General features: G+C 50.5%; 15 protein-coding genes and 1 pseudogene. 8 read left to right on the forward strand and 8 right to left on the reverse strand.

What is annotated here, in order from left to right:
- Positions 1 to 6: 6 nt before the first annotated feature.
- The 4 genes from ACTHTS_RS01775 to ACTHTS_RS01790 all read left to right on the forward strand — a co-directional run bounded on the left by ACTHTS_RS01775 (position 7) and on the right by ACTHTS_RS01790 (position 6,376).
- The gene (locus ACTHTS_RS01775; protein ID WP_440369042.1) at positions 7 to 1,266 is read left to right on the forward strand and encodes an RsmB/NOP family class I SAM-dependent RNA methyltransferase; all 1,260 of its coding nucleotides are present in this window, start codon (positions 7 to 9) and stop codon (positions 1,264 to 1,266) included.
- 304 nt (positions 1,267 to 1,570) lie between these two features.
- On the forward strand, positions 1,571 to 2,800 hold the full coding sequence (locus ACTHTS_RS01780; RefSeq protein WP_440369043.1) for a TolC family protein: 1,230 nt from the start codon (positions 1,571 to 1,573) through the stop codon (positions 2,798 to 2,800).
- A gap of 43 nt (positions 2,801 to 2,843) precedes the next feature.
- Positions 2,844 to 5,057 carry a type I secretion system permease/ATPase gene (locus ACTHTS_RS01785; protein ID WP_440369044.1) on the forward strand — a complete coding sequence of 738 codons (2,214 nt, stop codon included), beginning with the start codon at positions 2,844 to 2,846 and terminating at the stop codon, positions 5,055 to 5,057.
- A gap of 89 nt (positions 5,058 to 5,146) precedes the next feature.
- Positions 5,147 to 6,376 carry an HlyD family type I secretion periplasmic adaptor subunit gene (locus ACTHTS_RS01790; protein WP_440369045.1) on the forward strand — a complete coding sequence of 410 codons (1,230 nt, stop codon included), beginning with the start codon at positions 5,147 to 5,149 and terminating at the stop codon, positions 6,374 to 6,376.
- 136 nt (positions 6,377 to 6,512) lie between these two features.
- Here the strand turns inward: ACTHTS_RS01790 and ACTHTS_RS01795 are convergent.
- From ACTHTS_RS01795 to pheA, 3 genes and pseudogenes are all read right to left on the reverse strand, one after another.
- Positions 6,513 to 6,854, reverse strand: a pseudogene (locus ACTHTS_RS01795) (peptide chain release factor H); the annotation flags it as partial.
- 2 nt (positions 6,855 to 6,856) lie between these two features.
- Positions 6,857 to 7,990: an RNA ligase RtcB family protein gene (locus ACTHTS_RS01800; RefSeq protein WP_440369046.1), complete on the reverse strand. Its 1,134-nt coding sequence runs from the start codon at positions 7,988 to 7,990 to the stop codon at positions 6,857 to 6,859.
- A 397-nt stretch (positions 7,991 to 8,387) separates the two neighbouring features.
- Complete coding sequence (pheA, locus tag ACTHTS_RS01805) at positions 8,388 to 9,476, reverse strand: prephenate dehydratase (RefSeq protein ID WP_440369047.1); 1,089 nt, start codon at positions 9,474 to 9,476, stop codon at positions 8,388 to 8,390.
- Between the two features lie 171 nt (positions 9,477 to 9,647).
- Here pheA and tsaE point away from each other — a divergent pair, with 171 nt between their 5' ends.
- Positions 9,648 to 10,118 carry a tRNA (adenosine(37)-N6)-threonylcarbamoyltransferase complex ATPase subunit type 1 TsaE gene (gene tsaE, locus ACTHTS_RS01810; RefSeq protein ID WP_440369048.1) on the forward strand — a complete coding sequence of 157 codons (471 nt, stop codon included), beginning with the start codon at positions 9,648 to 9,650 and terminating at the stop codon, positions 10,116 to 10,118.
- Complete coding sequence (locus ACTHTS_RS01815; protein ID WP_440369049.1) at positions 10,106 to 11,353, forward strand: N-acetylmuramoyl-L-alanine amidase; 1,248 nt, start codon at positions 10,106 to 10,108, stop codon at positions 11,351 to 11,353. The genes tsaE and ACTHTS_RS01815 overlap by 13 nt, the downstream gene beginning before the upstream one ends.
- A 65-nt stretch (positions 11,354 to 11,418) precedes the next feature.
- Here ACTHTS_RS01815 and ACTHTS_RS01820 read toward each other — a convergent pair whose 3' ends face one another.
- The gene (locus tag ACTHTS_RS01820) at positions 11,419 to 12,018 is read right to left on the reverse strand and encodes a DUF4230 domain-containing protein (protein WP_440369050.1); all 600 of its coding nucleotides are present in this window, start codon (positions 12,016 to 12,018) and stop codon (positions 11,419 to 11,421) included.
- A gap of 198 nt (positions 12,019 to 12,216) precedes the next feature.
- Between ACTHTS_RS01820 and ribBA the strand changes: the two genes are divergently transcribed.
- Complete coding sequence (gene ribBA / locus ACTHTS_RS01825; protein WP_440369051.1) at positions 12,217 to 13,557, forward strand: bifunctional 3,4-dihydroxy-2-butanone-4-phosphate synthase/GTP cyclohydrolase II; 1,341 nt, start codon at positions 12,217 to 12,219, stop codon at positions 13,555 to 13,557.
- A gap of 154 nt (positions 13,558 to 13,711) precedes the next feature.
- Here ribBA and ACTHTS_RS01830 read toward each other — a convergent pair whose 3' ends face one another.
- The 4 genes from ACTHTS_RS01830 to ACTHTS_RS01845 all read right to left on the reverse strand — a co-directional run bounded on the left by ACTHTS_RS01830 (position 13,712) and on the right by ACTHTS_RS01845 (position 23,624).
- On the reverse strand, positions 13,712 to 16,192 hold the full coding sequence (locus ACTHTS_RS01830) for a glycogen/starch/alpha-glucan phosphorylase (protein WP_049335548.1): 2,481 nt from the start codon (positions 16,190 to 16,192) through the stop codon (positions 13,712 to 13,714).
- Between the two features lie 314 nt (positions 16,193 to 16,506).
- The gene (glgX, locus tag ACTHTS_RS01835; RefSeq protein ID WP_440369052.1) at positions 16,507 to 18,492 is read right to left on the reverse strand and encodes a glycogen debranching protein GlgX; all 1,986 of its coding nucleotides are present in this window, start codon (positions 18,490 to 18,492) and stop codon (positions 16,507 to 16,509) included.
- A 145-nt stretch (positions 18,493 to 18,637) separates the two neighbouring features.
- Entirely contained in the window at positions 18,638 to 22,924 is a 4,287-nt protein-coding gene (glgB, locus tag ACTHTS_RS01840; protein WP_440369053.1) for a 1,4-alpha-glucan branching protein GlgB, read from the reverse strand.
- Positions 22,925 to 23,141: 217 nt separating this feature from the next.
- On the reverse strand, positions 23,142 to 23,624 hold the full coding sequence (locus ACTHTS_RS01845) for an FKBP-type peptidyl-prolyl cis-trans isomerase (protein WP_440369054.1): 483 nt from the start codon (positions 23,622 to 23,624) through the stop codon (positions 23,142 to 23,144).
- 508 nt (positions 23,625 to 24,132) lie between these two features.
- Between ACTHTS_RS01845 and ACTHTS_RS01850 the strand changes: the two genes are divergently transcribed.
- A complete protein-coding gene (locus ACTHTS_RS01850; RefSeq protein ID WP_440369055.1) occupies positions 24,133 to 24,390 on the forward strand; it encodes a hypothetical protein in 258 nt (85 codons plus the stop codon).
- Positions 24,391 to 24,445 lie beyond the last annotated feature (55 nt).

The raw sequence follows: 24,445 nt of genomic DNA on the forward strand, positions 1-24,445 counted from the left end.
TACATTATGAACGCCGCACAACTCGACCATACCGCCAAAGTTTTGACTGAAATGCTGACTTTCAAACAGCCTTCCGATGCTGTCCTCTCCGCCTATTTCCGCGAACACAAAAAACTCGGCCGCCAAGACCGCCACGAAATCGCCGAAACCGCCTTTGCCGCGCTGCGCCACTACCAAAAAATCAGTACCGCCCTGCGCCGTCCGCACGCGCAGCCGCGCAAGGCCGCTCTCGCCGCGCTGGTTCTCGGCAGAAGTACCAACATCAGCCAAATCAAAGACCTGCTTGATGAAGAAGAAACAGAGTTTCTCGGCAATTTGAAAGCCCGTAAAACCGAGTTTTCAGACGGCCTGAATACCGCCGCAGAATTGCCGCAATGGCTGGTGGAACAGCTGCAACAGCATTGGAGCGAAGAAGAAATCCTCGCCTTCGGCCGCAGCATCAACCAACCTGCCCCGCTCGACATCCGTGTCAATACCTTGAAAGGCAAACGAGATAAAGTGCTGCCGCTGTTGCAGGCTGAAAGTGCCGATGCAGAGGTAACGCCTTATTCGCCTTGGGGCATCCGCCTGAAAAACAAAATCGCGCTTAACAAACACGAACTGTTTTTAGACGGCACGCTGGAAGTCCAAGACGAAGGCAGCCAGCTGCTTGCCTTATTGGTGGGGGCAAAACGTGGCGAAATCGTTGTCGATTTCTGTGCCGGTGCCGGCGGTAAAACCTTGGCTGTCGGCGCGCAAATGGCCAACAAAGGCAGAATCTACGCCTTCGATATCGCCGAAAAACGCCTTGCCAACCTCAAACCGCGCATGACCCGCGCCGGACTGACCAACATCCATCCCGAACGCATCAGCAGCGAACACGATACCCGTATCGCCCGATTGGCAGGCAAAGCCGACCGTGTGTTGGTGGACGCGCCCTGCTCCGGTTTGGGTACTTTACGCCGCAATCCCGACCTCAAATACCGCCAATCCGCCGAGACCGTGGCCAACCTTTTGGAACAGCAACACAGCATCCTCGATGCCGCCTCCAAACTGGTAAAACCGCAAGGCCGCTTGGTGTACGCCACCTGCAGCGTGTTGCCGGAAGAAAACGAGCTGCAAGTCGAACGTTTCCTGTCCGAGCATCCCGAGTTTGAACTCGTCAACTGTGCCGAACTGCTGCAAAGCCTGAAGATCGATTTGGATACCGGAAAATACCTGCGCCTCAACTCAGGAGAACACCAAACCGACGGCTTCTTTGCCGCTGTATTGCAACGTAAGAATTAAGGTTGAAAAGAGGCCGTCTGAAATCCTTTCAGACGGCCTCTTTGATAGATTTTTTACATTAAAATCATTAGATACGATAGTCGCGCTCTGCAATAATATACTTTAAGGCATGTATCTCGACCTTTTATCAGAATATTGTGAAAAGCTGGAAAAAATGCTTTATGCTTTGTAAATGTATGTGTTCTCGTTCAAAATTCGCCCGGTCATGCCTCAGGCGATACCCGATACAGACAACGATAATATATAAATCATTTGGTTAAAAATCATGTCGCATATTTATTCTTCACCCACAAAGCCCCGTTTATTGTCATCGGCCGTTGCCGTCGCCTGCTGTCTGTTGCCGTTTCAGACGGCCTCTGCATACAGCCTGCAAGACATCCTCAGGGACGCTTTAATCAGCGACCCGATTGTGCGTGAAGCCAAAGCCACTCAAGAAGCAGCGCAAAGCACGACCAAAGCCACGCGTGCGCGCCATTACCCCGTTGTTACCCTGACCGGCACCAAAGTACTGGCACAACACAATAAATACACCAGCAACGATATGGATGACGGCGTCGGCGTACGCGGCAGCCTGAACATCTACTCATGGGGTGCAATTGAAGCCGCCGTCCGCCGCGACCGCAGCCGCGAAGAATACTATCAACACAAATACACCGAAAGCCAAGAGCAGCTGGGCAGCGATATCGGCCGCCTCTACCTGAGCGCATTGCGCGCAAAAGAAACCCTGATCCTCAACGAACAGACTTTGGCGCGCCACAACAACCTCTTAAAAGACTTGGATACCATCGTCAAATATGATGCCGGCCGCCGTTCCGAGCTGATTGAAGCGCGCGCACGCCAACTGCAAGTGGCAAACATCATTGCCCAACAACGCCGCACCATGGATTTGGCACTGAGCCGCCTGTCCCGCTATACCTCGCGCCAGCTGACTGCCAACGACTTGGAAGATCCGTTTAAAAACGACACGGCAAAATCTATCACCGAACGCTTCAACAACCCCAACCGCAACAACAATCCGTCCTATCAGGCTCAATTGGCCGAGCGCGACAGTGTCCGTGCCGATTTGGACGCCTCCAAAGCCGAACGCCTGCCTGCCCTCAATTTGGAAGGCAGTGCAACGCGCAACACCAGACAACTTTATTTAAACGTTGCATGGAATATGTTGGATATTGCCGCACGACACAATGTAGAGCGCAATGCCAAATCATTGATTGCCGCAGAAGCCAAGTCCGAACAAATCCTGCGCGATATGAACGAACGCGTTCAAACGTCGGCCATTGATATGCAGGAAAGCGAACAGCGTACCGCGTTGACGGCGCAACACATCGCCGCCCAAAAAGAAGTCATCAAAGTGTACGAATTGCAGTTTAAAATCGCCCGACGTACGCTGACCGACGTTTTGAGCGCATATAGCGAGTTATCCTCCATCGAACAGGATTACGTTGCCGCCCGCAACGATTTCCGCGATGCGGCGCTCGACTATTTAAATACCCAGGCCAAAATCTCCGCCTGGGTCGGTTTGGCACAAAAATAAAGCCATATCCGCCGGTTAAACCAAAAACATTACGCGAAAAAATATGAAAGCCATCATTGAACACATCGTTTTAGTGACCCGCCTTTTGGGTGCGCCCGTATCCGAAGCCGCTTTGTCCGCCGAAGTCGTGCGCGACAAAAAGCTCAAGGTCAACTATCACTCACTTGTCGAAGTCCTGCGCAACCACGGCTTTGAAAACACCTTATCCAAACGCAATCTGGAAGATATCCCCTCGCTCGCCGTGCCGGTCATGATTATCCTGCACAACGAAGAAGCAGCGGTCATCACCCAAATCGAAGGCTCCGGCCAAGAGCGCAAATACCATATCCGCCAAGTTGACGGTTTGGAACAGGAACTCAGCCATGAACAGCTTTCCGGCCTGTATTTGGGCTACTGCTGGTTTATCAAACCCAAAATGGCTACCGATATGCGCTCGGAGCTGCCTGAATACCATTTGCCCAAAGCATGGTTTTGGAAAGTCATTTGGCGTTTCCGCAGCTACTACTACCAAGTCATCTTGGCCACCATCATCATCAACTTCCTTGCGCTCGTCAGCTCTTTATATGTGATGAACGTGTACGACCGCGTGATTCCCAACCAAGCCTATGAAACCTTGTGGGTATTGAGCATCGGCGTGGTCTTGGCGATTTTGTTTGAATTTGCCGCCAAGATGATTCGCGGCCACTTGACCGATATTGCCGGCAAAAAAGCCGACCTGATCATCAGCTCCGCCCTGTTCCGCCGCGTGATGGCATTGCGTCTGGCAGACCGTCCCGCTTCCTCCGGTTCATACGCCAGCAATTTGCGCGAATTTGAAGCCGTGCGCGAGTTCATGACCAGTGCCAGCTTGTTGACCATCGTCGACTTGCCTTTCCTGTTGCTGTTTATCTTCGTAATTTCCATGGTTGGCGGCAAACTGGCACTCGTTCCCCTGACCATCATTCCGATTGTCGTGATTGTCGGTTTTGTCGTACAACGCCCACTCTCTCGCCACATCAACGAATCGATGAAAGAAGGTTCGCAACGCTCCGGCCTTGCCGTTGAAGCCATCGAAGGCATCGAAACCCTGAAAACCAACAACGCCACATCTTGGGCGCAACAACGCTGGGACGAATACACCGCCAAAACTTCCGCCTCTTCCATCAAAGTCAAAGACACCAGCAACTTCATGGTCAACTTTGCCGTTGCCATGCAGCAGCTCAATACTGTCTTTTTGGTCGTCGTCGGTACCTATTTGATTCATGCCGACAACCATGCGGAACGCATCACCATGGGTGCATTGATTGCCTCCGTAATTCTGTCCGGTCGCGCCTTGGCGCCGTTGGCACAAATCGCCGGTTTGGCTACCCGCTTCCAACAGGCCAAACTTGCCCTCAAAGGCGTAAACGACATCGTTACCCGCCCTATCGAGCGCAACCCGGAACGCAAATACATTACTTTGGACAATGTTCAAGGCAGTATTACCTTTGAAAACGTATCGTTCAAATATCAAGCCGACAACAACAGCGCGGTCGAAGACTTGCGCCTGACCATCAAACCGGGCGAAAAAGTCGGTATTTTGGGCCGTATCGGCAGCGGTAAAAGCACCATGCTCAAACTGGCCAGCGGTCTGTACGACACTGAAAAAGGCAACGTTACCCTTGACGGCGTCGATATGCGCCAACTTGACCCCAACTTCCTGCGCGATCAAGTCCTGCTGCTGAGTCAATCGCCACGCCTGTTCCTCGGCACATTGCGTGAAAACATGGACTTGGCGCGTACCGGCAGCTACTCTACCGACCAAGACTTACTGACTGCGCTCAACCGCTTCGGCCTCGACAAAATCATCCGCAACCATCCGCGCGGTTTGGATATGCCTTTGGGTGAAGACGGTTTGGGCTTGTCCGGCGGTCAAAAACAAATCATCGCCCTGGCGCGCATGACCTTGCGCAATCCGAAAGTCGTCCTACTGGACGAACCGACCACCAGTCTGGACCAGGCTACCGAACGTATGGCGCTCAATGCCATCGCCCAATGGGGTCGCAACCGCACCATGCTTTTGGTAACCCACCGTCCGCAAGTGCTGCAAATCGTCAACCGCATCATTGTGATGGACAATGGTAAAGTCGTAATGGACGGTCCGCGCGACCTGGTATTGCAAAAACTCATGCAAAACGAACAGGCCAAAGCAGCCAACGTCAAACAACAACAGCAACAAGCTGCCGCCGCCAAACAGCAACAACAAGCTGCCACAGCCCCTCAATCGGCAGCACAATAAAGCAAAAGGCCATCTGAAAATCTACTTACCCTTTCAGACGGCCTGCCCTAATGGTTAAAATCCACCAAACACAATATAGATACACGATTATGAGCCGCGAAAACAACGTCAAATCCAAAGACCTACACCTCATCAACGACCTCAATGCCGCCCTTCAAAAAGAAAAACACAGCGGCCAATTTTGGGTCATCATCCTATTCTTCCTTTTCCTGGTTGTCTTCGTCGTCTGGGCATACAACAGCCCTGTCGAAGAAGTGACCCGCGGCAACGGCAATATCATTCCCAGCAGCCGTGAGCAAGTGATTCAAAGCCTCGACCCCGGCATCGTAACCGAAATCATGGTTAAAGAAGGCGATATGGTCGAGAAAGATCAGATTCTGATGAAACTCGATGACACGCGCAGCTCCGCCGTTTTGCGTGAAAGCGAAGCCAAAGTCGAAAACCTCGAAGCCACCGTTGCCCGCCTTAAAGCCGAAGCCTACGGCACCAAGCTCTCCTTCCCTGACAGCGTGGGCCCTGAGCTGCGCCGTCGCGAAATCGCCGCCTACAAAGCACGCCGTCAAGCCATGACCGACGCCGTCAGCGGCCTTTCCCAAAGCAAGGCCGCACTTGACCGCGAAATCGCCATTACCGCCCCCATGGTTGCCGAAGGCGTGGTTTCCGAAGTCGAACTTTTAAGAATGCGCCGTGAGTCTGCCGACTTGGCCACCCAAATTTCCGAACGCCGCAACCGCTACAAAACCGATGCCAACAACGAACTTTTGCAAGCCGAATCCGAGCTGGCTCAATCCAAAGAAAACGTTGCCATGCGTGCCGATCCGGTTGAACGCTCGCAAATCCGCGCACCTATGCGCGGCATCGTCAAAGGCATAAAAGTCACGACCATCGGCGGCGTTGTGAACGCAGGTGAAGACATCATGCAAATTGTCCCGGTTGACGACAAACTGCTGGTCGAAGCCTATATCCGTCCGCAAGACATCGCCTTTATCCGCGCAGGCCAACCTGCATTGGTTAAAGTCAGCGCATACGACTACTCCATCTACGGCGGTTTGGAAGGCAAAGTTACCCTCGTTGGTGCCGATACCGTCAGCAACTCCATGCAAAACCGTGCCAACGACCTGAAACTCGACCCTAACCAAGTCTATTACCGTGTTCTCGTCCAAACCGAAAACAACTCACTGAAAGACAAAAACGGCAAACCTATGCCGATTATTCCGGGTATGGTTGCAACGGTGGACATCAAAACTGGTGAAAAAACCATCTTCCAATACCTGATCAAACCGATTACGCGTATGAAACAAGCGCTAAGCGAACGCTAATCGATAAAACGATAAAACGATAAAAGGCCGTCTGAACGTTTTCAGACGGCCTTTAGTTTATGTTTTAAATACCTCCTTATCCGGCAGATAAATTATTTCTCCTTAAACGTAGATCCGACAAACGTTCTTTTCGGATTTCAGATGGCATGTCATACATCTGCGGCATATCGGGCAGGCAGAAAACGCCTATATACCAATTTTTGCGCGGATGTTTCGGGCGGACAGGGCTGGGACATATCCATTGGAGCGTCCCCTGCCAAGTTTGTGCCAAACTTTCGGCTTTCTGCCCTTCCAATTTGAGCGTTGCCGACAAAATGCCGTGCTTATCGGCGGTTTCGGTAACAAGTTCGGCATCAATGCCTTTGGCTTGAGCTTCGGCAAGCAGCTTGCCCAAGACGAAACAGGCAAATATTCGGCACTCTGCCGGCCCTTGCGCGGTGGAAATTTTCAGATAAACCGCTGGTATATTCTGTTTCATCTTTATGCTCCACACTCGCCGCCGGTTTTATAAGTCAAAACAGGTTTAAACCGCGCAACCAATTCAATCAAACCAGCGTTTTTCATGGCGGCAATAACGCTGTCGATGCTTTTATAAGCCTGCGGCGCTTCTTCAAAAATCAGGGCCTTATCCTGACAGACGACTACACTGCCAAATTCTGTCTGGCGCAGGCTGTCGGCAGTATATTTGTGCGACAGCCTGCCTTTGCATTCGCCGCGCTGCCACTTCCGACCTGCGCCGTGAGCCAAAGTATTCAACGAAATTTGGCAGTCTTCGGCAGGTAGGACCAGATAGCTGTAATCGCCGCGCGAGCCGGGTATCATGATCAAGCCTTTATCGGTGGGCGTTGCGCCTTTTCGGTGCAGCCAACCGGTTGTGCCGTCAATCTCGGTTTGTTCCAAAAAATTATGATGGACATCAAGCAGACATGTCCCTTCTGCGCGCCAACGGTCGAGCATTCTGGCCGCAATCAAACGGCGGTTAAGGCTGGCAAATTCAAGGGCTGTTTGGTGTTCGGCAAGATAGGCTGCCGCCGCTTCGCCCCCTTCTGCCAAACCTTGATGCCCAAAGGCGGCAATATGGCGTTGCAAAATCTGCTGCCCCAATCCGCGCGAACCGCTATGTACTAACAGTTGCAGATGGTTTTCATCAAAATCGGGCGGAAGCAGATCGGCGTGATAAACGGTATCAACGGTTTGCAACTCAGCAAAATGATTGCCGCCGCCAATCGTACCTACGGCAAGGCCGTCTGAAAATGGGAACATATCGACAGCATCGCCTAATAATTCGACCTGTTCGTCTTTGTCTAGCGGCGTATCGATATTACCCAGCTGTTTGGCGAGTTTGGCCGGTTTGAGTTTGGCTGCGCGTAAATTGGTCTGCCAAAACGCCATGCCGCAACCGATGTCGTTCCCAATCAGGGCAGGATAAAAATGGCGGTCGCTGAAAAATGCCGCACCAACCGGATAACCGCGCCCTGCGTGTAAATCCGGCATTCCGGCAACGCGTAACATATGCGGTAATCGGGCGGTGGTTTCGAGCTGTGCAACAGCGTTGCCTTCAATCCATGTATTTGAATCGGCAATAATTTGAATATGATTGGGATAATTGCCCATGTGTTTATGCTTTCTTTAAAACGGATAGAAACCGACAACAGATGACAATAAATATCCACCGTCTGCGAAATGTTCAGACGGCCTGGTTTCTAGCCGATAATCGTAGGGAAAGCAGCCCGAAGCGGGCGACATGGAATGCGAAAAGCGTTATCCGAAAGTCAGACCGACGCTTGGGCTGCAAAGAATGTGATTGAGCGGATTGAAGTATTGCGTGTCATGGCTTGCTCCTTTCTTTGCATGAAAATATTAAAAACGTTCGGATTATAGAGGGTTCATTTCCAATCATGCAAACTTACTGACATCAATCTGCCAATGATGTTGCATAAATAGCAACTATTAAGAACATGATTTAGGCCGTCTGAAAACTTTTCAGACGGCCTTTGATACCCAATAATCCTTACAAAACAACGGTCGGATAAGAGCCGACAACTTTCACGAAGGAAGCGCGTTCACCCAAAAGCTGCAAGGCTTTTTGGACATTTTCATCGCTTTGATGACCTTCGATATCGATGAAGAACAGGTATTCCCACAAAACCGATTTGCTTGGACGGCTTTCAAATTTGGTCATGGAAATGCCCAAATCGGTGAAAGGTTGCAACAAAGAAGTAACGGCACCGGCACGGTTGGGTGCGGAGACGACCAAAGAGGTTTTATCGTTGCCGCTGCGGCCGGTTTCTTGATGGCCCATCACCAAGAAGCGCGTGGTGTTGTTCGGTTCGTCTTCGATACACTCGGCAGCAAAGCTCAACTGATAAATTTCCGCCGCGATACGTCCGGCAATGGCGGCCACATTCGGGCTGTCAGATTCGGCAACCAAACGCGCTGCTTCTGCATTGCTGGCTACTGCGATACGTTCCGCATTGGGCAGGTTGCGGCCGAGCCAGTCGTTGCATTGCGCCAAGGCTTGAGCATGGGCGAAAACTTTGGTAATGCCGCCGATTTCGTGGCTGTCTTTACGCAGCAAGTTGTGATGAATGCGGACAACCACTTCGCCGCAGGCTTTCAACGCAGTTACGGCCAGCAAGTCCAAAGTGCGCCCCACTGAGCCTTCGGTCGAATTTTCTACCGGCGCCACCAAATAATCGGCTTGGCGCGTTTCGACTTGTTTGAAGCAGTTGTCGATGGTGGTACACGCCATGGTGTGTGCGGCGTGTCCGAAATGTTTGATGGCGGCTTGCTGGGTAAATGTCCCCTTCGGGCCCAAATAGGCAATCGTCAGCGGACGCTCCACCGCCAAACATTCGCTCATAATCTCGCGAAACAGCCGAGTAACCGATTCATCAGGCAAAGGGCCGCGGTTCAAATCCTGAATCCGGCGCAAAACGGCTACTTCCCGTTCAGGACGGTACACCGCGCCTGTCCCTTTCAATTCGCCGATAGCATGCGCATGCCCGGCGCGCTCGTTGAGCAAACGGAGGATTTCCGCATCGATGCTGTCGATGGCATTGCGGTGCGGCAATAATTGTTCGTCTATGGATAAAGGCATAAGCTGTCTCGCAATTTTGTGTGGGATATTTTCATTTTAACATTAAAGGCCGTCTGAATTCCGTTTTCAGACGGCCTCAACACTATCTTTATCTAACTTTATCGTCTATCAGGTTTGCAAACGCCGCCAATTCCATCATAATTAAGCCTTTTGAACGACAAGGCCTATTCCATGCACTCAAACGGACTGTACACCCGTTTTCTGCCCGATGAAGAAGCAACCCTGAAACTGGGTGAAGAATGGAGCAAGCAGCTTTCCGCTCCGCTGACCATCTATATTGAAGGTGGACTGGGTGCAGGCAAAACTACGCTGACACGCGGGATTTTGCGCGGACTGGGACATACGGGCGCAGTCAAAAGCCCGACTTACACCATTGTCGAATCTTATCCGCTGGATACATTCACCCTCCACCATTTCGACCTCTACCGCTTTACCATGCCAGAGGAATGGGAAGATGCCGGTTTGGACGAATTGTTTGCGCCCGACAGCATCTGCCTCATCGAATGGCCGCAGCAAGGCGGGGAATTCACGCCTCCGGCAGACATTACCATTACATTGACGTACACCGATAAGGGCAGAACCTGCACCTTTTCCGCCCACACAAACCAAGGCCGAAAAAGTTTAGAATCATGGTCAAATTAACTAGAAGACACATTCTCCGTCAAGGCACAGGACTATTTCTCACCCTCACGCCCGTTGGTGCCGCATTGGCCAAACCGGCCTCTCCTGCGCAATTCCTTGCCGTCCGCATTTGGCCGGCGAACGCCTACACACGCGTTACCCTTGAGAGCAACCACTCAATGAAATACCAACATTTTATGTTGGACAACCCCAGCCGGTTGGTCGTGGATATTCAAGGAGCGGAAATCAACAGCGTCCTGCAAGGCATTTCCAGCAAAGTGCTGTCTAACGACCCTTTTATCCGCAGCATTCGTGCCGGTCAAAATACGCCCAATACCGTGCGTATCGTCATCGACCTCAAACAAAGCACCCATCCGCAAGTCTTTGCGCTCGCCCCCGTCGGCAATTTCAGAAACCGCTTGGTTATCGACCTTTATCCGCACGGCGCAGATGCCAACGACCCGATGATGGCCTTGCTCAACGGCAATGTTCCCAAACAACGTCCGAATACCAATATCGCATACGACACCCCTGCCCCTAAAAACAATCGCGGCGGCGGCGGCAACCGCCGTCCCGTGATTATGATCGATCCCGGTCACGGCGGCGAAGACCCCGGTGCAATCGGCCCAAGCGGCCTCAAAGAAAAAAACGTCGTACTCTCCATCGCACGCGAAACCAAAAAACGCCTCGAAGCCTTGGGTTACAACGTATTCATGACGCGCAACGAAGACATCTTTATCCCATTGGGCGTACGCGTTGCCAAAGGCCGTGCACGCAATGCCGACGTATTCGTATCCATCCACGCCGATGCCTTTACCAGCCCGTCCGCTCGCGGTACCGGCGTATATATGCTCAATACCAAAGGCGCGACCAGCTCGGCGGCAAAATTCCTTGCTCAAACCCAAAACAACGCCGACGCCATCGGCGGTGTACAATCCAGTGGCAACCGTAACGTCGACAACGCTATTTTGGACATGACCCAAACCGCGACCCTGCGCGACAGCCGCAAGCTCGGCCATTCCGTCTTGACCGAATTGGGCAAACTCAACCAACTGCATAAAGGCCGCGTTGATGAAGCCAACTTCGCCGTCCTCCGTGCGCCGGATGTTCCGTCCATTTTGGTGGAAACCGCCTTCCTCTCCAACCCTACCGAAGAGCGGCTGCTCGGCAGCGAATCATTCCGCCAGCAATGCGCCCAAGCCATTGCCACCGGTATTCAAAAATACATCAATACCGCCGTTTTACGACGTGGTTAATGGCTATAAGAAACAAAGGCCGTCTGAAAATTCTTCAGACGGCCTTATCTTTTCAAGCAATCTATTTAACCGCATTTCCCTACCGCAGCCGGATAGACGGACACCTTAGTCTGTGTCAATGCAAACAGGTTTTCCAACTGCATTTGCGCCTGACGGTTGGCATGTTCCAAAATCTCAGCCTTGCACGCGCTTTGCAATACCTGCCGTCTCGCCTCTTCCTGCACCGTCTTAAATACTGACTTATCCATAGGCAGCAAATTAAACGAGCCGGTCTGAATATCGTACACTTCGATATTTTCCAAATCCACGCTCAAGATTTCCACCGCCGGCAGGCTGATCAATACCTTGTCGTCCACAATATTGACATTGTCCGCGCCTAACTTGTCCAAATCCAAACCGGCCAACACCTTACCGCGCACAATAAAAATACCGCTTTGAGAATCCTGCCAAAGCCTGCGCCAATCCCCTTTTTTCTCCGTACGGATAATCGTATCGATATAAAATGCCGTACTTTCCAAGCGGTTCATCTGCTTAATCTGCATCAAAACCCCCTCACGAGACAAAACCTGATGTTCTTCGTTCTGACCATGCAGGGCATACCAGCCGCCTGCAGCCGTCAACGCACACAACACCAGCACGACCAATCCGCGCCCAAACATTTTCATTTCAAATATCCCCCGTTAAAATAATCATCAAAACATTCCCCATATTCTCCCAAAACCGTCAATTTCAAGCCATACCCAGGCCGTCTGAAACAATAAATTTCATTACTAAAAAGTAATAAAAAATCCCCACAAACAAAGTTTGCCTTTTGGTAAAGACAAGACTACAATCCATTACACACAATTCAATTTCATCTCATCATGAATACCACCGACCTGCGCCGCCACAATCTACGGCAATGGATAACACAACACCACAACGGCCAGCAAACCAAGTTTGCACAAGCCATCGCCATCAACCAAGGCGAGCTGTCCGCCCTGCTGAAAAACAAATCTTTCGGCGAGAAAAAAGCCCGAAAAATCGAGCAGGCAGCCAATATGCCTGACATGTGGTTGGATCAAGACCACCAAGACCGCCACGCCCCCACCATCAGCCAAGAAAGAAATACCATGTCCCACATCTCCACCATCCCTGAAATCCTAGCAGACATCAAAGCCGGCAAAATGGTCATCATCACCGATGCCGAAGACCGCGAAAACGAAGGCGACTTGCTGATGGCCGCCCAATTCGTTACCCCCGAAGCCATCAACTTCATGATCAAAAACGCACGCGGCTTGGTCTGCCTGCCGATGGACGGCGAAATGGTCGAAAAACTCGGCCTACCCATGATGACCCAGAAAAACGGCGCGCAATACGGCACCAACTTTACCGTCTCCATCGAAGCCGCCCACGGCATTACCACCGGCATTTCCGCCGCCGACCGCGCCCTGACCATTCAAACCGCCGTTTCCCCATCCGCCAAACCCGAAGACATCGTCCAACCCGGCCACATCTTCCCACTGCGCGCCCAAAAAGGCGGCGTACTCGTCCGCGCCGGACACACAGAAGCCGGCGTTGACCTGGCACAAATGAACGGCCTGATTCCCACCGCCGTTATCTGCGAAATCATCAACGACGACGGCACCATGGCGCGTATGCCCGAACTGATGAAATTTGCCGAAGAACACAATCTCAAAATCGGCACCATTACCGACCTCATCGAATACCGCAGCCGTACCGAAAGCCTGCTTGAAGACATGGGCAACGCACCCGTACAAACCCCGTGGGGCGAGTTCCAACAACACGTTTACGTCGACAAACTCTCCGGCGAAACCCACCTCGCCCTCGTCAAAGGCACACCAACCGCCGACGAAGAAACCCTCGTCCGCGTCCACGAACCCTTCAGCGTCATGGACTTCATCCAAGCCAACCTGCGCCATTCATGGTCATTGCCAAAAGCCCTTGAGCGCATCCAACAAGCCGAAAGCGGAGTAGTCATCCTCCTGCACCGCACAGAAGACGGCGCCACCCTGCTCGACCGCACCCTGCCCAAAGGCGCAAACCAAGCCTACAAATGGGACAGCAAAAGCTACGGCATAGGCGCACAAATCCTCGCCGGCCTCAACGTCAAAAAACTACGCGTCCTCGGCCAGCCTTCATCCTTCACCGGCCTCACCGGCTTCGGCCTCGAAGTCGTCGGCTTTGAAGAAGCTGAAAAATAATCTTGCTTGATTATCTCTCAAAGCAAATGAAACAAAAGGCCGTCTGAAAGTTTTCAGACGGCCTTTTAAGTTTATTATCCAATTCAAAAACAGCGAATATAAAAAAAGCCGACACACCTTTCCGATGTATCGGCTTTCGTTATCTGCTTAACGCTTAATTTCTGCCGGGCAATTCTTTTTCGCTCAATGGTTTGATGTACCAAATATCGCGGCAGTAGTCGGCGATGGAGCGGTCGGATGAGAAGAAGCCCATGTTGGCGATATTGATCAAGGCTGATTTACGCCATGCGGATACGTTGCGGTAGTGTTCGTCCGCTTTGTATTGCGTGTCGATGTAGCTGCGGAAATCGGCCATCAGTTGATAGAAGTCGCCGTATGGTTGCAATACGTCGTTGTAGCGGTTTGGCTCTTCCGGAGAGAAAGTGCCTTGGCTGATTTGGTTGACGACGCGGCGCAGGTCGCTGTCTCGCTCGATATAGCTCAACGGGTCATAACCGTTGCGGCGGATTTCTTCGACTTGCTCGACGGTGTTACCGAAGATATAGCAGTTGTCCGCGCCGACTTTTTCCAAAATCTCAACGTTCGCTCCGTCCAGTGTACCCATACAGATTGCGCCGTTGAGGGCGAATTTCATGTTGCTGGTACCGGATGCTTCTGTACCTGCCAGTGAAATCTGTTCGTGCAAATCGGCGGCTGGGATGATGATTTGGGCAAGGCTGACGCTGTAATTCGGGATGTAAACGACTTTAATCAGGTCGCGGATACGGGTGTCGTTGTTGATGACTTTGGCAACGTCGTTAATCAGTCGGATGATTTTCTTCGCCATGTAATAGGCGGAAGCGGCTTTACCGGCAAAGATGAACACACGCGGCTGCCAATCGAAATCCGGGTTTTCCAGGATTTTGTTGTAGCGGTCGACGATGTGCATCACGTTCAATGCTTGACGTTTGTACTCGTGGATACGTTTGATTTGGATGTCGAAAAGTGCATCGGTGTTAACTTTGATGCCCAGCTCGGTTTCGATGTATTTGGCAAGGCGCTCTTTGGCGGCTTTTTTCACTTCGCCGAATTCTGCCTGTACGGAGGCATCGTCCACTTTGTCGTTGAGCTTGGTCAAGTTGTCCAAATGCAGACGCCAGTCTTCGTCGCCCAGATGTTTGTCCAAGAATTTGGTCAGGCCCGGGTTGGCGATGTTGATCCAGCGGCGCGGGGTTACGCCGTTGGTTACGTTGGTAAAGCGTTCTGGGAACACTTTGGCAAAGTCGGCGAAGATGGATGTGGTCATCAAATCTGAGTGGATTTTTGCCACGCCGTTGACTTTGTGCGAACCGATCACGGCAAGCCATGCCATGCGGACGCGACGGCCGTGGGTTTCATCAATGATGGATACGCGGCGGACAAAGTCGTCGTCGAAGTTGCCGATGGCACGTAAGGCATTGAGGAAGTAGGCGTTGATTTCAAAGATGATGTCCAAGTGGCGCGGCAGCAGACGGCCCATCAGGTCAACCTGCCAAGTTTCCAAGGCTTCACTCATCAATGTGTGGTTGGTGTAAGAGAAAATCTTACAACACATATTCCATGCTTCAGTCCATGCGATGCCCTCTTCATCAATCAGGATGCGCATCAATTCAGGAATAGCGAGCACCGGATGGGTGTCGTTCAAGTGGATGGCGACTTCGTCCGCCAAAGTGCGGATGCTTGGGAAACGGCATTTGTGACGTGCAACGATGTCTTGAACGGAAGCGGAAACCAAGAAGTATTCTTGCTTCAGGCGCAATTCGCGGCCGGAATCGGTAGAGTCGTTCGGATACAGAACGCGTGAGATGTTTTCGTCACTGTTTTGTGCGCGAACGGCAGAGGCATAATCGCCTCGGTTGAAGTCGGCAAGGTCAAACAGGTTGCCTGCGTGTGCAGTCCACAAGCGCAATGGGTTGGCACATTCGCCGCCATAGCCAGGAATGATTTCATCGTATGCCCAAGCGGAAATTTCTTCGCTTGGCTGCCATTCTTTTTTGTCGCCCAAGTTCAACACTTGACCGCCGAAACGGACGGAATATTGTTTGTTCGGACGGGCAAACTGCCACGCCAAATCTTGGTCGAGCCACAAATCGGGTTTTTCAACTTGTTGGCCATCCACGATTTCTTGTTTGAACATACCGTATTGGTAACGGATGCCGTAGCCCATGGCCGGAATGCGCAGGGTTGCCAAAGAGTCGAGGAAGCAGGCGGCCAGACGACCCAAACCGCCGTTACCCAAACCCGGATCTTCTTCTTGTTCGCAGACATCGGCAAATTCTTTGCCCAGTTGCTTGAAGGCTTCTTCAAATTCGGCGTAAACGCCTTCGTTAATCAGCGCGTTAACAAACGAACGGCCGAGCAGGAATTCCATAGACAGGTAATAAACCATGCGTTTGCTGTTGTCGATGTGGGCACGGCGTGTTTTAAGGAAATCTTCCGCAATCAGGTCACGCGCGGCAAGCATGGCGGCGTTGAGCCATTGGTGTGAAGTTGCCTCCTTCGGATCTACGCCCAAGATGAAAATCAGCTTGTAAACGATGGATTTACGGATGGTTTCGGCGTCCGGTTTAGGCATTACATAATCGTAACCGGAGATGGGGAGTTTTTTCTTAGCCATGGAAGCCTTTCTCTAGCGTGAGGCACTGGACAACGCGCCTGATGGTTTTATTAAAAACAACGAAACTCGGTTTTCAGACGGCCTGACAACGACAACAGGCCGTCTGAAAGGAATGGTGCGTAGATTTGTTACAAACTAAGGAGATTATAGCGGAAAGATTCAAAAAAAGGATATATTTTTCTTTATAAAACATTCAATTAACAATTAAACCATTCATCATCTTATCGGCATTTTCAATTTATACCACCAAGCCAAAAATGAACAAATATCGACAAAATATCAGAGAGTTAATCAACCAATAGTTTGATTCTCATTTAATTTGTTTTATGTAAAATCCAAATCCCCATATGCTCAACAACACATTTTCCTGATTCTTCGTAATTAAATTTCTCAGATGGTACGCAAGAAATTTCCCAATTGCCTTGAGGCAGGTTAAATAACTGACGACTACGTTTGGCATTGACCAACAGCAGCCATTCATCATCCAAAACAACCTGAATCGCCTTGCTGCCCCTGTTGTGCCAACAATATTCGGTCATCGGGCTGCTATCGGCATTGAGCCATTGCACACGCTCTTTTTCCCACCAGCAATCATCTGTCAGCAACTTGATTCGGCTGCGTACGCGTATCAGCTCTTGAGTGTAATTTTGTAACTCATGAGGCTCATTTTGCCAATCCAACCATGTAATCGGATTATCTTGGCAGTAGCTGTTGTTGTTGCCTTGCTGACTGTTGCCAAACTCATCGCCCGCCAAAAGCATGGGCGTACCGTTGGATAAAAACAAGGAGGCAAGCAGCGCTTTGGAAGTGTATTCGCGGTTGAGCAAAACTTCTTCATCATCGGTTTCGCCTTCTACGCCGTGGTTGTAGCTGATGTTTTCATTATGCCCGTCGCGGTTGTTTTCGCCGTTGGCTTCGTTGTGTTTTTCGTTATAGCTGACCAAATCGCGCAGAGTGAAGCCGTCGTGTGCAGTGATGAAGTTGATGCTGGCAGACGGGTGACGGCCGCTGTGGTTGAAAATATCGGACGACCCGGCCAAGCGTTCGGCAAATGCGCCCAAATTGCCGCTTTCCCATGACCAAAACGCGCGCATATCATCGCGGAAACGGCCGTTCCATTCGGCAAAAGGTTGCGGGAAATTGCCCAAGTGATAGCCGCCCTCGCCGATGTCCCATGCTTCGACAATCAGTTTCAAACCGGCCAAAACCGGGTCTTGATACAAGACTTGGAAAAAACGGCCGTACGATTGGAAATCGGGTTCGCGTCCCAATACGGTTCCCAAATCGAAACGGAAGCCGTCAATATGAAACTCTTCAGCCCAATAGCGCAGGCTATCTGCCGCCCAACGGGTAACGTCGCGCCGGACAATATTGAGCGTATTGCCGCAACCCGACCAGTTTTCATAATTGCCGTAAGGGGTGTGCCAATACCATAAGGTGTTGTCGATACCGCGCTGACACAGCATCGGGCCTTTGTCATCCTGTTCTGCCGTGTGGTTGTACACGACATCCAAAATCACTTCCAAACCTGCCTGATGCAGGGCTTTGACCGCTTGTTTAAACTCCGCCGCCGCACGCTCGGGATTGTCGGCATAAGACGGCTCGACGGCAAAATGAGAATAAGTGTTGTAGCCCCAATAATTGCTCAAGCCCATCTGCTGAAGATGGTATTCGTCCAGATGATAATGAATCGGCAGCAGCTCGACCGTTGTTACCCCCAACTCTTGCAAATAGGCTAAAACCCGTTTATCGCACAAGGCCTTATAAGTGCCTGCATATTTCAAATCGGGGAATTGCTTGGTCAACCCTTTGACATGGGCTTCATAAATAACAGTTTTGCCCCACGGTATTTCCGGACGGCAATCTTTGGCCCAATTGAATCGGCTGCGTCCGACCACGACGCTTTTCGGTGCAACGGTGGCATTGTCGCGCTCATCTTCCGGCCTGAACCATGCCATTTCTTCGGCGGTACGGTAGCTTGGTTTGCCGTCAATTTTTTTGGAATACGGATCAATCAGCAATTTGTTGGGATTAAAACATGAGCCGTATTCTGCGTTTTCGCGTCCATACACACGAAAACCGTATCGCTGCCCTGCCTTAACGTCCGGCACAAATCCGTAAAATACCGAACCGCGCCGCGAAGGCATCTCCAAACGGGTTTCTTTATCCTTATCAAACAGACACAATTCGACCTTTTCGGCATTGATGGAAAACAAGGTGAAATTCGCGCCCTTGCTCGTCAGGGTCGCACCCATGGGATAAGGCTTGCCTTCCTCGATATGCCATGATTTGGCAGTCATAGAATGATTCCTTGGTATGTATTTGGTTTCGTGTCCAATATAAGGCCGTCTGAAAATCTTTCAGACGGCCTTGAGTCATATTGATATCACTATCTTTTAATTTTCAGCTGATGAGGCAGGCATGATGCCCACCCTCAAAGTTGATTTACGCTTCTTCTTTGACTGCCGCCTGATACAGGTAAACGGTTGCCAACGGCGGTACGGTAACAGACAGGGAATTTGGTTTGCCATGCGACCAAACTTCTTCTGTCTCCACCGTTGTGCCGGCAGAAACGCCGCTACCTTTGTAATGCAGGTCGTCTGAATTGAGGATTTCGCGGTATTCGCCGGCAGAGTTCACGCCGAAACGGTAGCCTTCGCGTACTACTGGCGTGAAGTTGCTGATGACGATAACGCGGTTGCCTTCGCAGTCGCGTCGCTCGAAGACGAATACGGAATTGTCGCCGTCATCAGCAACCAGCCACTCAAAGCCTTCAGGCCATTGGTCTAATTGGTAAAGCGGCGCAGTGTCTTTATAGACATGGTTCAACTCGCGCACAAAGTCTTGCACGCCTTTGTGCCAGCCGCCCTCTTGCTCCAGCAGGAACCAATCCAGTCCTTCGTTGTAGTTCCACTCGCGACCTTGTGCAAACTCGCTGCCCATAAACAAAAGTTTTTTGCCGGGGAAGCCGTACATAAAGCCGTAGTAGGCGCGCAGGTTGGCAAATTGTTGCCAGCAGTCGCCGGGCATCCGTCCGAGCAGCGAGCGTTTGCCGTGCACGACTTCATCGTGTGAAAGTGGCAGGACGAAGTTTTCGCTGTACTGGTACATCATGCCGAAGGTCATTTTGTTGTGGTGATATTTGCGGTTGATGGGGTCTTCCATCATGTAACGCAAGGTATCGTTCATCCAGCCCATATTCCATTTGAAGCTGAAGTTCAAACCTTCTTGACGGGTTACATTGGCGAATGAAGTAGACTCTTCAGCAATTTCAGTCGCAGCCGGAACTTCCTCTTTCAACATGGTGTTGGTATCGCGCAGGAAAGCGATGGCTTCAAGGTTTTCATGGCCGCCGTATTGGTTCGGAATCCACTCGCCATCTTTGCGCGAATAGTTGCGGTAAATCATCGAAGCCACCGCGTCAACGCGGATACCGTCAAAGCCAAAACGTTCTATCCAATACAAAGCATTGCCTTGCAGGAAGTTTTTCACTTCGTTTCTGCCGAAGTTGTAAATCAAAGTGTTCCAGTCTTGATGATAGCCTTCGCGCGGATCGGCGTGTTCATACAGCGCGGTGCCGTCGAATTTGGCAAGCCCGTGGTCATCGGTTGGGAAGTGTCCGACCACCCAGTCGAGGATAACGCTGATACCCTCGTCGTGCGCGGCTTTAATCAGGGCGCGCAATTCTTCCGGAGAACCGAAACGGCTGGTCGGCGCATACAAACCGGTTGCCTGATAGCCCCATGAGCCGTCAAACGGATATTCGGAAACAGGCAGAAATTCAATATGGGTAAAGCCCATGTCTTTGACGTATGCGACCAATTCTTTGGCCAACTCTTCATAAGTCAGCCAAAAATTGTTTTCCGGATTACGCTTCCACGAACCCAAATGCACTTCATAAATGCTGATGGGCGCATCAATGGCGTTGGCACGGGCGCGGAAGGCCGGTTCTTCCACTTCGTCAGGCAAACCGCGCACGATAGATGCCGTGGTTGGACGCAGTTCCGCACCGAAAGCATACGGGTCGGCTTTTTCACGTACATTACCGTTGGCATCGCGGATTTCAAATTTGTATAAGGCATTGAGTTTGACAGCAGGGATGAAGATGTCCCAAATGCCGTTGTCGCAGTGGAAACGCATCACATGACGGCGGCCGTCCCAGTTGTTGAACTCACCGATGACGGAAACGCGTTGCGCATTTGGCGCCCAGACGACAAAGCGTACGCCCTTCACACCGTCCAACTCAGCAAAATGCGCGCCTAAAGTCTCATAAGGACGCAGGTGTTTGCCTTCGGCCAACAGCCAGGAATCCATGTCTTGCAACGCGGAGCTGAAATGATAAGGGTCTTCTTCAATCACAGGCTCGGAGTCTTCGGTATAACGGATACTCAAAGCGTAATCGGGCGCATCATCGGGCAAAACAGCCACAAAGAAACCGCGTTCATCAACTTTTTCAGACGGCACGATGAGTTCGCCGCTGCGGCGGTTCACAATATCCACGCTTACTGCGCCGGGAATCAAAACGCGCACCACTTCATCGCCCTCTGCAAGGCGGTGTCGTCCCAGATAAGCGAACAAGTCGCTGTGGGTGGCAAGAAACAGGCTTTCGACCGTATCGCGCTCGATTTGGTCAAGTTCATGATAAGCCTTGATTTGGCTGTTTTTTTTCATGCGTACCTCGTCAATAATGGCAAGTTGGCCGCCCATGAGGCGGTGTTGTAGGAAATCTTCCAAAGAAACCGGCATTTTTTGCGCCCAGTTCGGATAGCCGTCCGTTACGCCGGGGACATTCAAATTGTCAATGACGCCCAGCAGGTTTTCCAGTTGCACGGCGTAAAGCTTGCTGCGGCTCAATGCACCGTATTTGTGCAAAGCCGCCAGCAAGGTTTCATTGGCTTTTGCCGGCATTTGTACGTCCGCACTCAGACAGCCGGTATATTTCAATTTGTCCAGTAAATCGGCTTTATCGTGTTCGCGCTCGTCCAAGGCCGTCTGAAAAGCGGCTGCATCAGGCAAAGTACCGAGTTTGAACATCGTATCCAAATCTTTGCCTATCCAATAACCTGCCAAGGGCGCGACATCATGGGTGCTGATAACTGTAATCGCCTGCTCGGGGTATTCTTCAGGCAATTGGAAACCGTTCCAGCCCTTGCTGAAATACATCACTTTGTAGGAGAACACTTGATAGCGGTTGAGCAGATAACGCGCTTGATCGGGTACCGTTCCCAAATCCTCGCCGATAATGACGCAACGGTTGCGCTGGCTTTCCAATGCCAATATGGCAAAAGTCACTTCGGCGTCGTAATGCACATATGCGCCGAAATCCGCTGTTTTATCGTTTAAAACCCACCACAAACGACACAATGCCATCACATGGTCAATCCGCAATACTCCATACAGGCGCATGTTTTCGCGCAACAAATGGGCAAACTTCTCATAGCCCGTATGCTTCAACATCGACGGATTAAGCGGCGGCAAATCCCAATTCTGCCCTGTCGGCCCTAAAGGATCGGGCGGCGCACCGACCGATACGTCCATACAATAATCTTGACGGTTTAACCAAGTATCCGCACTGCCGCGCGCCACGCCGACCGCTAAATCGCCGTAAATGCCGAGTTTGACACCGTATTCGGCAGCGGCTTGGTTGACTTCTTGCAATTGCTCCGCACAAAGCCATTGCAGCCACATATAAAAACGGATTTCACGTTCATGGCTGCGCGCGAATTTTTCTACTGCTTCGCCATCAGGTTGATGAAATTCAGACGGCCACGACTGCCAGCCCACTTGTCCGGGACGGCTGTAATACTGGTCCAAAGCCTCAAACAAACCGAAGCCCTGTAAGGCTTTGCCTTTTTCCATCACAAACGATTCAAATGCAGCGCGCTCATTTTCCGCGGCTTCACAAGTATCTTGTTCAAATGCATTAAACGCCATTTGCAGCGCATCACGCTTGCATGCCCAAACCGCCGTATAAGTCACTGTTTCCGTAACACGCAAAGCGGCAATGCGCTGACGGATTTTCGGTTGTGCCAGCCAGTTTTTCAGTTGCTCGTTATAAGTAAATGCGCCCACTTTCTTAATATCTAAATAAATCGGATTGAGCCATTCGCGCGAAGAAGGGCTATACGGGCTGGCAAAGGCAGGCTTACTGGTAAACAAGGCGTGCAAAGGGTTGATACCAACAAAATCCAGCTTTTTATCCGCCGCGTATTTCATCAGGTTCAGCAAATCGGTAAAGTCGCCTATGCCCCAGTTGCGCTTGGAACGCAGGCTGTACAAATGCATGGTCAAACCATTCATCCGACCGCCATTGGCAAGCAGTTTGGGTTGGTAAACCGATTCAGGAGCAACAATCAGGCGTACAAGGTGACATTTGCCGCCGGTCTCAGCCGACAAAGTGTAATAACCACAAGCCAGTTGGGGCAGCTTAATCCAAAGCGTATCGTTGTCGCCCGGATATAAAGTCAAGGTCTGGCACTCATCCGCCTCATCAATCAATACGACCGCTTCCGCACCATGAAATTCAGACGGCATCTGTAAAGATTCTTCGCCGTTTTCATGCGCGACCATCGTATTCAGATAAAGGCCGTCTGAATCCGGTTTGCTTTTATCCAAAACAGCAACGATCGATTCCAAAACTTCAGGTTTGGTCGCATGATATGTCCCGTTGATGTCGTGGTAGCCTAAATCAATACCGGTCTCTACAGCCTGCTGCTCCAATGTCTCACTCATTGCATTCTGCCTGTTTTACCAATATCTGAATCTTAATACAGATTTTGTCGCACCGTTACATGTAATTCATTGTAGTCTCTAACAAAATCCATATTTCCCTGTTTGATTTGACCTGCGCCAAAATTTCCTATTTATCTGTCTTGTAAAAACTTAAAGGCCGTCTGAAAAGGAAGGTTTCATTCCTTTTCAGACGGCCTTTATCATGCTTCAAGCCTGATTAGTGGTGATGATGACCGTGCGGGCCATGTACGTGACCGTGGGCAATTTCTTCCTCAGTCGCATCGCGTACATCTTCAACGGTCGCTTTGAACAATACTTTCATACCGGCCAAAGGATGGTTGCCGTCTACTACGGCTTTACCGTCGGCAACATCGGTTACACGATAAATCAATACATCTCCTGTTTCCGGATCATCGGCTTCAAACATCATGCCGACTTCAACTTCAACAGGGAACACACTTACATCTTCAATGCGCACCAACTCAGGATCTTGCTCGCCGAAAGCATCATCAGGCGACAAAGCCACTTCAACGGTATCGCCTACATTTTTGCCGTGCAACGCTTCTTCCACCAAAGGGAAAATACCGTCATAACCGCCATGCAGGTAAGCAATCGGCTCTTCGGTTTTGTCCAGCAGCTGGTTGTTTGCATCGTACATTTCATAATGCAGGGAAACTACGGAATTTTTAACAATAGACATCATGCCGTCCTTAATCAATATTTAAAAGTTACGCTACGGTTATTCTATCATAGTCGCAACCAAACAATCGGCTTGCTTTAATAAATACCTTGTGCAAATACGATAAAAAGATAAAAGCCTATATAAAAAAGCAAAATCAAATGATTTCAATACGCAGAAGTTGCTTTTTCACAACACAAAGTGATTAAATTACAAAAAACTTCCCCAAAGCAAAAACATTCCGAACCCTTAAAACCAATAACAAATAAAAATATACAACCCATTGAATACAATACATTTTTAAAATCTTCATTAATAATGAATATTTTCAGATGATTTTTCGCGCGCCAATATGATTTACATTATTTTCACTATTTTCGTATTGATTTTAGCCGGCAAACGGTTACGCAACGTTGCATTGACCTATCCCGTGGGGCATAATATTGAAAAATTCAGCAATGAATTTCTACTGTATAGGCCGTTTGACGGCTATTTTTAGTTTAAATCGATTTAAAAAAGGTTCTTAAAAATGAAAAAATCTCTGTTTGCTGCTGCTTTGTTGTCTTTAGCTTTGGCCGCTTGTGGCGGTGCTGATAAAGCTGCTGAAACTGCTGCTTCTGCTGCTTCTGAAGCCGCTGCATCTGCTACTGAAGCTGCTGCATCTGCTACTGAAGCTGCCGCTTCTGCTGCTACCGAAGCTACTGAAGCTGCTGCTTCTGCTGCTACCGAAGCTACTGAAGCTGCTGCTTCTGCTACTGAAGCTGCTGCTTCTGAAGCTGCTAAATAATATTCTTTTGAATATAAGAAAAGCAGGATACCATTGCGTATCCTGCTTTTTTACA

The sequence above is a fragment of the Neisseria sp. P0019.S003 genome (genome assembly GCF_051957115.1).
GTDB classification, from domain to species: domain Bacteria; phylum Pseudomonadota; class Gammaproteobacteria; order Burkholderiales; family Neisseriaceae; genus Neisseria; species Neisseria flavescens_D.